This is a genomic window from Streptomyces panacea, assembly GCF_040560175.1.
GTDB lineage: Bacteria > Actinomycetota > Actinomycetes > Streptomycetales > Streptomycetaceae > Streptomyces > Streptomyces panacea.
The window spans coordinates 1-12835 of the sequence record NZ_JARJHW010000203.1; the positions used below are offsets into that span (position 1 = coordinate 1).

General features: G+C 70.3%; 11 protein-coding genes. 8 read left to right on the plus strand and 3 right to left on the minus strand.

The features are described 5' to 3' along the window. Positions 1 to 118: 118 nt before the first annotated feature. The 8 genes from P3L51_RS31080 to P3L51_RS31115 all read left to right on the plus strand — a co-directional run bounded on the left by P3L51_RS31080 (position 119) and on the right by P3L51_RS31115 (position 10053). Positions 119 to 1108: a malate dehydrogenase gene (locus tag P3L51_RS31080; RefSeq protein WP_354608666.1), complete on the plus strand. Its 990-nt coding sequence runs from the start codon at positions 119 to 121 to the stop codon at positions 1106 to 1108. Positions 1109 to 1493: 385 nt separating this feature from the next. Next, positions 1494 to 1982 (plus strand): phospholipase, encoded by a 489-nt coding sequence (locus P3L51_RS31085; protein WP_354608667.1) that lies wholly within the window; start codon positions 1494 to 1496, stop codon positions 1980 to 1982. 240 nt (positions 1983 to 2222) lie between these two features. Next, positions 2223 to 3731 carry an aldehyde dehydrogenase family protein gene (locus P3L51_RS31090; protein ID WP_354608668.1) on the plus strand — a complete coding sequence of 503 codons (1509 nt, stop codon included), beginning with the start codon at positions 2223 to 2225 and terminating at the stop codon, positions 3729 to 3731. 131 nt (positions 3732 to 3862) lie between these two features. Beyond that, the gene (locus P3L51_RS31095; RefSeq protein WP_354608669.1) at positions 3863 to 5416 is read left to right on the plus strand and encodes a GMC family oxidoreductase; all 1554 of its coding nucleotides are present in this window, start codon (positions 3863 to 3865) and stop codon (positions 5414 to 5416) included. Continuing rightward, positions 5416 to 6480: a quaternary amine ABC transporter ATP-binding protein gene (locus P3L51_RS31100; protein ID WP_354608670.1), complete on the plus strand. Its 1065-nt coding sequence runs from the start codon at positions 5416 to 5418 to the stop codon at positions 6478 to 6480. Before P3L51_RS31095 ends, P3L51_RS31100 begins: the two co-directional genes overlap by 1 nt. Then, entirely contained in the window at positions 6477 to 8528 is a 2052-nt protein-coding gene (locus P3L51_RS31105; protein WP_354608671.1) for an ABC transporter permease, read from the plus strand. Before P3L51_RS31100 ends, P3L51_RS31105 begins: the two co-directional genes overlap by 4 nt. Positions 8529 to 8613: 85 nt before the next feature. Further along, on the plus strand, positions 8614 to 9570 hold the full coding sequence (locus P3L51_RS31110; protein WP_354608672.1) for a glycine betaine ABC transporter substrate-binding protein: 957 nt from the start codon (positions 8614 to 8616) through the stop codon (positions 9568 to 9570). Between the two features lie 120 nt (positions 9571 to 9690). Beyond that, positions 9691 to 10053, plus strand: coding sequence for a hypothetical protein (locus tag P3L51_RS31115; RefSeq protein ID WP_354608673.1), 363 nt, complete (start codon positions 9691 to 9693; stop codon positions 10051 to 10053). 10 nt (positions 10054 to 10063) lie between these two features. Here the strand turns inward: P3L51_RS31115 and P3L51_RS31120 are convergent, their stop codons facing one another. The 3 genes from P3L51_RS31120 to P3L51_RS31130 all read right to left on the minus strand — a co-directional run bounded on the left by P3L51_RS31120 (position 10064) and on the right by P3L51_RS31130 (position 12796). Then, positions 10064 to 11116: a LacI family DNA-binding transcriptional regulator gene (locus P3L51_RS31120; RefSeq protein ID WP_354608674.1), complete on the minus strand. Its 1053-nt coding sequence runs from the start codon at positions 11114 to 11116 to the stop codon at positions 10064 to 10066. Positions 11117 to 11123: 7 nt separating this feature from the next. Beyond that, positions 11124 to 11792: a DUF305 domain-containing protein gene (locus P3L51_RS31125; RefSeq protein ID WP_354608675.1), complete on the minus strand. Its 669-nt coding sequence runs from the start codon at positions 11790 to 11792 to the stop codon at positions 11124 to 11126. A 104-nt stretch (positions 11793 to 11896) separates the two neighbouring features. Further along, a complete protein-coding gene (locus tag P3L51_RS31130) occupies positions 11897 to 12796 on the minus strand; it encodes a DUF1996 domain-containing protein (protein WP_354608676.1) in 900 nt (299 codons plus the stop codon). Between the last annotated feature and the right edge of the window lie 39 nt (positions 12797 to 12835).

A 12835-nucleotide genomic window follows, 5' to 3' on the forward strand; every position in this document is an offset into this window, starting at 1 on the left:
TGACCGGCGGTTGTCTCTTCACGTCAAGACAAGATTCACCCACCGTCGGAGAGATGGCCCGCACCAGGGGCAGGGCCCCTGCCGCCCGCCGTTCCACCGCTGTCTAACGGAGACCGCCATGACCCGCACTCCCGTGAATGTCACCGTCACCGGCGCAGCCGGCCAGATCGGCTACGCGCTGCTCTTCCGCATCGCCTCCGGTCAACTGCTCGGCGCGGATGTGCCGGTCAGCCTGCGTCTCCTGGAGATCCCGCAGGGGCTGAAGGCCGCCGAGGGCACCGCCATGGAGCTCGACGACTGCGCCTTCCCGCTGCTCCGCGGCATCGAGATCACCGATGACGCCAACGCCGCGTTCTCCGGCGCCAACGTCGCGCTGCTCGTCGGCGCCCGCCCCCGTACCAAGGGCATGGAGCGCGGCGATCTGCTCTCCGCCAACGGTGGCATCTTCAAGCCGCAGGGCAAGGCCATCAACGACAACGCCGCGGACGACATCAAGGTCCTCGTCGTCGGCAACCCGGCCAACACCAACGCGCTCATCGCGCAGGCCGCGGCCCCCGACGTACCGGCCGAGCGATTCACCGCGATGACCCGCCTCGACCACAACCGCGCGATCTCGCAGCTCGCCGCGAAGACCGGTGCGGCCGTCTCCGACATCAGGCGGCTGACCATCTGGGGCAACCACTCGGCCACCCAGTACCCGGACATCTTCCACGCGGAGATCGCGGGCAAGAACGCCGCCGAGACGGTCAACGACGAGCAGTGGCTCGCCGACACCTTCATCCCGACCGTCGCCAAGCGCGGCGCGGCGATCATCGAGGCGCGCGGCGCCTCCTCGGCGGCCTCGGCCGCCAACGCCGCCATCGACCACGTGCACACGTGGGTCAACGGCACCCCCGAGGGCGACTGGACCTCCATGGGCATCCCGTCGGACGGCTCGTACGGAGTCCCGGAGGGCATCATCTCCTCGTTCCCCGTGACCACGAAGAACGGTGTGTACGAGATCGTCCAGGGCCTGGACATCAACGACTTCTCCCGTGCGCGCATCGACGCCTCGGTGAAGGAGCTGACCGAGGAGCGCGACGCGGTCCGCGAGCTCGGGCTGCTCTGACCGTTGCGCACAGGCGTACGTGGTCGTACGCGTACGTAGTTACGACCGGAGCTCCCGGCAGCCGTCACTCGGCCGCCGGGAGCTTTTTCGTGCCAACCGGCGTGCGCGGAGCGGCGATTCACGCGCGCTGAGCCGCCGGCGCGACAGGGACCGCTCCCGGGGTGTGCCCGTCGAACACCAAGTTGCCGCTTATGTCGATGAGTTGGCCCCCTGTTTTCCACTTGTTTCGTCATGGACATGGTTACACCGCGCTGTTTCTGGGGGACCATTCCCGCGTCGGTCATCGCGCGTAGACCCGTGCGGCGACCGCGCCGCTCGCTCTGAGGGAAGTTCCGTGTCACCGGACACGGAGCGTCAACCTGTCGCCCCACCGGAGGTTCTCCTAATGCGCCGTCGTCTGGCCATGCCGCTCGCCGCCCTTGCTCTCGCTCTCCCCGCCACCCTGATGTCGGTGAACTCGGCCGCCGCCGCGCCGGCCGACAAGCCGCAGGTCCTGAGCAACTGGACGCAGACCAGCGCCGCCAGCTACAACTCGTGGGTCTCCGCGCGGGGCAACCAGGGCTCCTGGTCCGCGTACGGCTTCGACTGGTCCACGGACTACTGCTCGTCCTCGCCGGACAACCCCTTCGGCTTCCCGTTCCAGACGTCCTGTGCGCGCCACGACTTCGGCTACCGCAACTACAAGGCGGCCGGTTCCTTCGACGCCAACAAGGCCCGGCTGGACAACGCGTTCTACTCGGACCTGAAGCGGGTCTGCGCCGGCTACTCGGGCGCCACGAAGGTCTCGTGCGACGGCACGGCGTGGACGTACTACCAGGCGGTCAGCATCTTCGGCCGCTCGGCGCTGGTCGACGGCAACAAGTCGGCCGTCTGACCGACACCGCGGCGGCCTGAGCCGCCGTAACCCCGTACTCAAGGGCCCCTCGCCCCCCAGCGAGGGGCCCTTGTGCTGCCCGGGGTGACGGGCCGCGCACCGTCGAGCCCGCCACCGTCGAGTGACCCTGAACACTTTCGGCCATCGAATACGCATGCTTCCTCCATCCCGGGGCAGGGGCCCAGATCGCCAGTTGTTGCTGGTGACGGTTTATATCGGGAACGGAAGGCCAAACGCGACGTGTCGGCACAACAGACCATCTTTGTGGACGGAGAGTGGCGCGAAGCCGCCTCCGGCGCCACACGCGAGATCATCGACCCCGCCGATGCCATGCCGTTCGCGGTGGTGTCCGAGGGCGGGGCCGAGGATGTCGACGCCGCCGTTGACGCCGCGCGCAGGGCCTTCGACGGGGGAGCGGGGGTCTGGCCCCGGACGTCCGCCGCCGAGCGGGCCGCGTTGCTGCGGCGGGTCGCCGGGCTGCTGCGGCGGGACCGGGAAGCGCTCGGGGGGCTGGAGAGCCGGGACGCCGGCAAGACCGTCGAGGAGGGGCGCGTCGATGTCGACTGTGTCGCCGACGCCTTCGCCTACTTCGCCGATCTCGTCACCAACGAGAGCGGCGGCCGGGTCGTGGACGCCGGGTCCCCGGACGTGCACAGCGTCGTCGTGCACGAACCCGTCGGCGTCTGCGCGCTCATCACCCCGTGGAACTATCCGCTTCTCCAGGCGAGTTGGAAGATTGCCCCGGCGCTCGCCGCGGGCAACACTTTTGTGGTCAAGCCGAGCGAGATCACCCCGCTCAGCACCGTCGCGCTGATCGACCTGCTCACCGAGGCCGGGCTGCCGCCGGGCGTCGCCAATCTGGTGACCGGCGCCGGCGACCCCGTGGGCGCCCGGATGGCCGACCACCCCGACGTGGACCTCGTGTCGTTCACCGGCGGACTGGCCAGCGGTACGAAGGTGATGGCGGCCGCCGCGCCCGGCGTGAAGAAGGTCGCGCTGGAGCTCGGCGGGAAGAACCCGAACGTCGTCTTCGCCGACTCCTGCGCCACCGACGAGGGTTTCGACACCGCCGTCGACCAGGCCCTGAACGCCGCGTTCATCCACAGCGGCCAGGTCTGCTCCGCCGGTTCGCGCCTCATCGTCGAGGAGTCGCTGCGCGAGCGCTTCGTCGCCGAACTCGCCCGTCGCGCCGCGAAGATCCGCCTCGGCCGGGGCACCGGCGAGGGCGTCGAGTGCGGACCCCTTGTATCCGAGCGGCAGTTGGCGAAGACCGAGGAGTACGTCGCGTCCGCGCTCGCCGAGGGCGCCGTGCTGCGGTCCGGCGGCAAGCGGCCCGAGCCCGGTGAACACCGCCCCGCCACCGGGTACTTCTACGAGCCGACCGTCCTCGACCAGTGCCACCGCGAGATGCGGGTCGTCCGCGAGGAGGTCTTCGGTCCCGTACTGACCGTCGAGACCTTCCGTACGGAGGACGAGGCCGTCGCCCTGGCCAACGACACCGAGTACGGGCTGGCCGGCGGTGTCTGGACGGCCGACCCCGGGCGTGCCCGGCGCGTCGCGGGACGGCTGAGGCACGGCACCGTATGGATCAACGACTTCCACCCCTACCTGCCACAGGCCGAGTGGGGCGGCTTCGGCAAGTCCGGCGTCGGGCGCGAGCTGGGGCCCGCCGGTCTCGCCGAGTACCGCGAGGCCAAGCACATCTACCAGAACCTCGCGCCGAGGCCGGTGCGCTGGTTCGCCGGCTGACACCGGTCGGCACCGGGCAGGCACCGGTCGGCGCCGAACCGCCGTACGACTCGGTCTCATTACGCCTCATTCGCGCGTCATGACGGGCAAGAACCTTGAATCACCCCAGGGAAGTGGAGTAGACGACACCCATGGCCGAACACGACGCCGCATACGACTACGTCGTCGTCGGAGGCGGCACCGCGGGATCGGTGATCGCCTCCCGGCTCACCGAGGACCCCGACGTCACCGTCGCCGTCATCGAGGGCGGGCCGTCCGACATCGACCGGCCCGACGTGCTGACGCTCCGGCGCTGGATGGGGCTGCTCGGCGGCGAGCTGGACTACGACTACCCGACCACCGAACAGCCGCGCGGCAACTCCCACATCCGGCACAGCCGGGCCCGCGTGCTCGGCGGCTGCTCCTCGCACAACACCCTGATCGCCTTCAAGCCCCTGCCGTCCGACTGGGACGAGTGGGCGGCGGCCGGGGCCGACGGCTGGGACGCGGCGGCCATGGAGCCGTACTTCGGGCGGCTGCGGAACAACATCGTGCCGGTGGACGAGCGGGACCGTAACCCCATCGCCCGCGACTTCGTCGACGCGGCGCAGGCGGCGCTCGGTGTCCCGCGCGTGGAGGGCTTCAACAAGAAGCCCTTCCACGAAGGCGCCGGTTTCTTCGACCTCGCCTACCACCCGGAGAACAACAAGCGGTCCTCCGCCTCGGTGGCGTATCTGCACCCGTTCCTGGACCGGCCCAACCTCCGTCTGCTGCTGGAGACCTGGGCGTACCGGCTGGAGCTGGACGGCACCCGCGCGACCGGCGTGCGCGTACGGGCCGCCGACGGTACGGAGTCCCGCGTACGCGCCCGGCGTGAAGTCATCGTCTGCGCCGGAGCTGTCGACACACCCCGGCTGCTCCTGCACTCCGGCATCGGTCCGCGCGCCGATCTGACGGCGCTCGGCATCCCCGTCACGCACGACCTGCCGGGCGTCGGCGAGAACCTGCTCGACCACCCCGAGTCGGTCATCGTCTGGGAGACCGACGGGCCGATCCCCGAGAACTCGGCGATGGACTCCGACGCGGGCCTCTTCGTCCGGCGCGACCCCGAGGCCGACGGCCCGGACCTGATGTTCCACTTCTACCAGATCCCGTTCACGGACAACCCCGAGCGCCTGGGGTACGAACGCCCTCCGCACGGCGTCTCGATGACGCCCAACATCCCCAAGCCCCGCAGCCGCGGCCGGCTCTACCTCACCAGCGCCGACCCCGAGGTCAAACCCGCCCTGGATTTCCGGTACTTCACGGACGAGGACGACTACGACGGCCGCACCCTCGTGGACGGCATCAGGCTCGCCCGGCGGATCGCCGCCGCCGAACCGCTCGCCAACTGGCTCACCCGCGAGGTCTGTCCGGGCCCGGACATCACCTCCGACGAGGAGCTGAGCGAGTACGCGCGCGCTTGCGCCCATACGGTCTACCACCCGGCCGGCACCTGCCGGATGGGTGCCACGGACGACGAACAGGCCGTGGTGGGACCGGATCTGACCATCCGTGGGCTGACAGGCATCCGAATCGCCGACGCGTCCGTCTTCCCCACCATGCCGGCCGTGAATCCGATGATCGGGGTCCTGATGGTCGGCGAGAAGTGCGCCGAACTGCTCACCGCGACAACCAACACAACCGCACCGGGAGGTGATGCGTGATGACCGCCACCGAACCGGTCTTCTCCGTACGCGATCTGTGGAAGGTCTTCGGACCCAAGGCCGATCGAATACCGGGCAACAAGGAGTACGCGGCGCTGTCCGCAGAGGAGTTGAGGGAACGCACCGGCTGTACCGCCGCCGTCCGCGACGTCTCCTTCGACGTGCACAAGGGCGAGGTCTTCGTCGTCATGGGCCTCTCCGGCTCGGGCAAGTCGACCCTCGTACGCTGTCTGACCCGGCTCATCGAGCCGACGAGCGGCCAACTGACCATGGACGGCGAGGACGTCATCGCCATGGACAAGAACCGGCTGCGCGAACTGCGCAGGCACCGCGCCGCGATGGTCTTCCAGCACTTCGGTCTGCTGCCGCACCGCTCCGTCCTCGACAACGTCGCCTACGGCCTGGAGATCCAGGGCATGAGCCGCGTCGAGCGGCGCGCCAAGGCGGCCCAGGTCGCCACCCTGGTCGGCCTCGCCGGCCTGGAGGACCGCCGTCCCGGCCAGCTCTCCGGCGGCCAGCAGCAGCGCGTCGGCCTCGCCCGCGCGCTCGCCGTGGACCCCCAGGTCCTGCTGTTCGACGAGCCGTTCAGCGCGCTCGACCCGCTGATCCGCCGCGACATGCAGGAAGAGGTCATCCGGCTGCACCGCGAGGAGGGCCGCACGATGGTCTTCATCACGCACGACCTGAACGAGGCGCTGCGCCTCGGCGACCGCATCGCGCTGATGCGCGACGGCGGGATCGTGCAGCTCGGCACTCCGGAGGAGATCGTCGCCAACCCGGCCGACGACTACGTACGCGACTTCGTCCGCGACGTCCCGCGCGAGCAGGTCATCTCCGTACGCCGCGCCATGCGCCCCGCGCGGGACGGCGAGGGCGAGTCGGGTGTCGCGCTTCAGCCGGAGACCCTGGTATCCGACGCGATCGAGGCCGTCGCACGCAGCGGCGCCTCCTGCCGGGTCGTGGAGAAGGGCCGGACGCTCGGCGTCGTCGGTTACGAGGAACTGCTCGCCGTCGTCGCGGGGCTGGACGACGAAGCGGAACCCAAGGAGGTGGCGGCGGTATGAGCGCCGCTCCCAATCCGGTGTTCGAGAAGACCGACCGGGCCCCCGGGGACGCGGGCGGCGCGGACGAGGTACGTGTGGGCAAGATCGACGCGTCCGGCGGCGGCGCCCCCGGCCCCTGGGCCCGCCTCGCCGGCAACCCCCGCGCGATGCTGCTCATCGCCGCCGTCCTCGTCGCGATCGTCAGCGCCGCGGTCACCGGCAGCGGCGCCTGGCCGGCCGACCTGACCGTCGACGTACGCTCGCCGCTCGACGACCTCAACCGCTGGCTCGTCGACAACCGCACCACCCACCCCCTCTTCCTCTACTTCCTCCTGCACATCAGCAACTCCGCCGAAAGCTCGGTCGACGGCGTGTTCAGCGTGCTGGAGAGCCTCGGCTTCATCGGCGTGACGGTGACCGCCGTACTGATCGCCTGGTACGCCGGCGGCGCCGGCCTGCGCCGCCGCGCGCTGCGCACCGCCGCCACCGCGCTCGCCACCTTCGTGGTGATCGGGCTGCTCGGCATGTGGGAACCGGCGATGGAGACGCTGGCGCTGATGATCGTCGCCGTCACCGTCTCGGCCCTCGTCGGGGCGCTGCTCGGGCTCGCGGCCGGACTGTCCGACCGCTGCCAGCGCGTGCTGCGGCCGGTCTTCGACACCATGCAGGTGCTGCCCGCATTCTCGTACCTGCTGCCGTTCGTGCTGCTCTTCGACATCGGCATCCCGTCGGTCTTCGTCGCGACCGTGATCTACGCGGCCCCGCCGATGGCCCGGCTGACCGCGCTCGGGCTGCGCGGCGCGGACGCCGCCGCACTGGAGGCGTCCGCCTCGCTCGGTGCCAGCTCCTGGCAGCGGCTGGTGACGGCGCGGCTGCCGCTCGCCCGCAAACAGATGCTCCTCGGCCTCAACCAGACGATCATGATGTGTCTGTCGATGGTCGTCCTCGCCTCGATGATCGGCGCGGGCGGACTCGGCGACGAGATCTTCACGGCGCTCTCCACCGTCGACGTCGGCCTCGCGCTGCCCGCCGGAATCGCCGTCGTCCTGCTGGCGATCTGGCTGGACCGCACCACCGCGGCGGCCGGCGAACAGCTTGAGGACCCCGCCGCGAAGCGCCGCGCGAAGTGGTGGAAGATCTGGTCCGGCATCGTCGCGGCCGTCGCCGGCGGCGCGGTGCTCGGAGGCGTACTCGGCCGCAAGGAGTGGCCGGAGGCGTGGACCGTCGCGATCAGCGAACCGGTCAACACCGTCGTCGACTGGATCGAGCGCGAACTGGGCTCCGGCGTACCGGTGTTGGGCGGCACCCTCACCTGGTCCGAAGGCTTCGCGAGCTATGTCATCAACCCGGTGCGCGACGCGCTGCTGGCCACCCCCTGGTGGGCGGTGCTCCTCGTCGCCGGTGTGCTGGCGCTGCGGACCGGCTGGAAGGCCGTCGTCACGGTGGTGCTGTCACTGGCCGCGATCGGCGCGATGGGTCTCTGGGACCGCTCGCTCGACACGCTCTCGCAGGTCCTCGCCGCGCTCGTGGTGACCCTGCTGCTCGGCTTCGCCATCGGCATCCTCGCGGCGCGCGTGGAGAGGGTCGAGCGGGTCATCAGGCCGGTGCTCGACATCATGCAGACGATGCCGCAGTTCATCTATCTGATCCCGGTGATCGCGCTGTTCAGCGGCGGCCGTACGGCGGCCGTCGCCGCGGCCGTCGTCTACGCGCTGCCCGCCGTCGTACGCATCACCACCCAGGGAATCCGGCAGATCGACCCGTCGGCCCTGGAGGCGGCGCGCTCACTCGGCGCCGGTACGGGGCAGCAACTGCGCCAGGTCCAGCTCCCGTTGGCCCGGCCTGCCCTCCAACTCGCCGTCAACCAGGGCGTGGTGCTGGTCCTGGCCATCGTCGTCATCGGCGGCATGATCGGCGGCGGCGCGCTCGGCGTCGACGTGGTGAAGGGCCTGGCCAAGGGCGACCTCGGGCTCGGTATGACGGCCGGTATCGCGATCGTGTGCCTGGGGCTGCTGCTGGACCGGATCTCGCAGCCGAGCGCGGCGGCGAAGGAACGCGCCCTGGTGTGAACGCCGTGGACACCCCCTGAGACCCGCACCGACAACTGAATCCACAACTGAATCCACAACTGAACCGCGACAGAGAGAACACGACGTGAACCACAGCAAGCGGATAAGCACCACCCTGGTCGTCGGAGTCGGCGCGCTCGGCATGCTCGCGCTCAGCGCGTGCGCCGCCGACACCGAGTCCAAGTCGGCGTCCGACGAGATCACCCTGACCGTCCCCTCCTGGGTCGGCGCGCGCGCCAACGCCGAGGTCGCCAAGGTGGTCATGGAGAAGGAGCTGGACGTCAAGGTCGAGCTCCAGCAGCTCGACGAGCCGGTCGCCTTCGACGCGCTCAACAACGGCAAGGCCGACGCCATCCTTGAGGACTGGGGCGGCTCGCCGAAGAAGGAGAAGCTCTACGTCGAGGACAAGAAGACCATCGTCAAGGGTGGCGACCTCGGCGTCGTCGGTCACATCGGCTGGTTCGTCCCGAAGTACTACGCGGACGCCAACCCCGAGGTCACGGACGCGACGAAGCTCAACAAGTTCACCAAGGACTTCAGCTCCGCGAACAGCGGCGACATGGGCGAGTTCCTCGGCGCGGCCCCCTCGTACACGACGTACGACGAGCACCTGGTCAAGAACCTCAAGCTGAATCTCAAGATCAAGGAAACGGGCAACGAGGCCGCCCAGATCAAGGAGATCCAGCAGAAGTACCGCGACAAGGAGCCCTTCATCACCTACTGGTGGGACCCGCAGTGGCTCAACGCGGACATCGACCTGGTCGAGGTGAAGCTGCCCGCGTACGAGGAGGGCTGCAACGTCCCGGAGACGGCGACGGACTGCGCGTACGCCAACACCCCGCTCCAGAAGTACCTCAACGCGGACTTCGCGAAGGACGGCGGTGACGCCGCCGAGTTCATCAAGAACTTCAAGTGGACCACCGAGGCGCAGAACGAGGTCGCCAAGGCCATCGCGAAGGACAAGATGAGCGGCCCGGACGCGGCCGAGAAGTGGGTCAAGGAGAACAAGGCGACGTGGGAGACCTGGCTCCCGAAGAAGTAACCGATCCCGCACGGACGGCCCCGGAGCCGCTCATCGGCTCCGGGCCGTCCGGCGCGTGCGAACCTCAGAACTCACTCAACTCTCTTGAGACCGCGGCCGCGTGGCAGACAGGATCCGGAGATGAAGCTTTTCGGGCAGGAAAAAGAGGAATTCACGGTTCTCGTCGTGCGCGAGGCCGACCAGGTCGCCGAGGCCGTGGACCAGGCGCTGAGGACCGCCGGTCCCGAGGAGCGGCCCGGGCTGGAGCGGGCCGCGGCGCTGCTCGCCACCGTCCGGGAGGCCACCGACGCCGAGCTGCGCGGGAGCTGGGCGCGCCGGAAGATCGCGGAGGCGGGGGTGAAGGGGCGCGCCGACTCCGTACCGGCGGTGAAGGCGCTCCGGGAGGCCGAGCCGGGACTGAGCCTCCTCCAGGCCGTACGGCTGTCGCAGGAGGCCGCCGCGCAGGAGGACGACGAGCGCAACGGCCAGGGCCGTACCGCCTGAACGCCCGGCTTCACGCGGACTCCCGCACCACCAGCGTCGGCGTGAAGATCATCGAAGGAAGCGGACCGCCGCCCGGCGCGGCGATCTGCTTCAGCAGCAGCCTGGCCATCTCCGAGGACATCTCCTCCACCGGCTGGCGTACCGTCGTCAGCGCCGGATCACAGGTCAGCGCGGCGTTGCTGTCGTCGAAGCCGACCACAGCGACCTCGTGGGGCACCTGTCGGCCTGCCCGGAGCAGTACCGGCAGCGCGCCCGACGCCATCAGGTCGGAGGCGATGAACACCCCGTCCAGGTCCGGGTGTTCGGCCAGCAGGCGCCGCATCGCCGCAGCGCCGCCCGTGTGCGTGAAGTCGCCTTCCGCGACCGCCACGTCCTCGATGCCGTACGTGGCCATCGCCGCCCGGAACCCTTCGAGCCGTTCCTGTCCCGCCGGCATGTCCTGCGGCCCCGCGACCGTACCGATCCTGCGCCGCCCCAGCCCCGCCAGATGCCCGGCGGCCAGCCGCGCGCCCGCCGCCTGGTCCGCCTCGACGTACGTGAGCGGCGACGGCTGCCCCGGGCGGCCCGCCAGCACGGCGGGCAGCCGGGTCTCGTGGACCAGCCGGGGGAGCGGATCACCGGCGTGGGAGGAGATCAGGACGATGCCGTCGACATGGCCCTGGCGCAGATACGAGAGCAACTGCTCGCGCGAGGCGGCGTCGTCCGCCAGCATCAGCACCATCTGGACACCGGCCGGCCGCAGTACGTCGAGCAGTCCTCCCACGACCCGGCCGAAGTACGGGTCCGAGAACATCCGGCCCACGAACGGCTCGGCCACCGGCCGCCGTTCCTGCTCGGAGACGACCAGTGCGATCGAGTCGGTACGGCGGGTCACCAGGGAGCGCGCGGCGCGGTTGGGCACGTAGTGCGTGGTCGCGATGGCCTCCTCGACGATCGTGCGCAGCGCCGGATCGACCGTCGTCGCACCGTTGATCACCCGGGACACGGTGGCGCGTGAGACGCCTGCGACGGCGGCCACGTCCTCCAGGGTCGGGCGCGCGGGCGGGGAGGCGTCGGCAGTCATGCAGCCTTTATACCGGTTGGTACTCGGCGCCCTGACTGGGTCCCCGGGCAGCCGGGGCCGACTGCCCGGGCGACGGTGGCGGCGCTGCGGACACGGCCTGGGCGGTGTCCGGCTGGGCGGCGACGCGCTCCAGGCCGTCGAGTTCGCCCCGCCTCGCCTCGACCAGCGCGGCGGCGAGCTTCTTGGCCGCCGCCTCGCTGCCCGCGTCGATCTCGGAGCGGGACACGCGCGCGGAGTGCTCCAAGTGCTCGCGGATCTGTACGACGAAGACCTTCTCGAACGCCGCGCCCTTGGCGGCGCGCGCCTGGGCGAGATCGCCTGGCGTCACCATGCCGGGCATCTCATGGCCCTCGTGGACGTTTGTCGCCGGGAGGCCCAGCTGCTTCAACAGCGGGCGCATACGGCCGAGTTCGGCACGGTGTGCGGCGGCCAGGTCGTTGGCCCAGCTGCGCAGCCGGGGGTCGGTGGAGCGATCGGCGGCCATCGTCAGCAGCTCGACCGCGCCCTCGTTCATGGGGGTCATGAGCTGGATCCACGCGGCGTCGGTCGCACCGGAGGCGGTGCGGACGGGAGTGGGGCTCGCGGGCGCGTCCGTCTTCGGCTCCGGGGTGGACGAGCAGCCCGTCACCACCAGGAGGGCGACGAGTGCCGCCGCCGTAGCGTGTACCGCCTTCATGGGGAGTCCTCGGGTGTGGGGTGGGCGGACCGGAGACCTGTCCGGGAGTGTGTCCGCGGGCCTGTCCGGGACCGTGCGGCCCCGGACAGGATCGGACCGGTCCGTCAGGAAGGCACTCCGTTCGCGCCGCACTTGATGATGGGACGGATGCAGTCCCGTACCCGCCGCTCCATCTCCGCCACGGGCCAGACGTTGAAGAAGTCGCCGTGCATCGTGTAGCCGCGGCCCGAAGCGAGCGAGAGCCGGGCCGGATCGCCGTTGACCGGATACCTCAGCACCTGCCGCAACTTCGGCACCGGCACCGGGTGGGTCGACGGGCAGGCGCCCGCCACCGGGTACGACATATGGCTCTTGTGGTCCGCCGAGTCGAGATCCCGGCCGTTCCAGCACTGCGGGAAGTCCAGATACGACTCCAGCATCGCCCCCGCGGGACAGTTGACGAAGTCGGTCGACGGGTTGACCTCGCCGTGGTGCAGACACGACCAGCGCGCCCGCGTGTTGTCGTTGGGGCCGGTTGCCTTGGCGTTGCCCGCCACGATCCGCAGTCCGTACGGCAGGGGCTGGGTCTGGGCGATGATGTCGTCCCGTACGCCTTCACCCAGGTAGTAGAAGGTGGTGCCGGTCGGCTCGACCTCCTTCGTGCCGTCGTACATGGTCGGGACCCAGTACGACGAGAGGTCTTCCTTCGGCGAGCACGTGCTGCGACCCCGCGCCAGGCTGTTGACGTCGGAGCGGCCGTTGGTGGTGTCGTTGCCGAAGAAGCTGTGCATGTGCGAGGCGCCGGGCAGCCCGGGGAAGACGATCGGGTCGTCCGGGAGGCGGTGGCTGTAGGGGCATTCGGCGAGGAACTCCGACACCCGGACGACGGCGGCGCCCTTGGTGCCCGACGCGGCCTCGCCGGCCGAGTCGGACTCGGTGCTCGCGCTGCTCATGTTGGCCTGGAGCAGCGACGCGGTGAGTGCGACGAGGGCCAGGGCGACGACTCGTCGACGCCAGGACGCCAGTCCCGTTCGGAGGGATGGGGCGGTGTGGGGCTGTCTCTT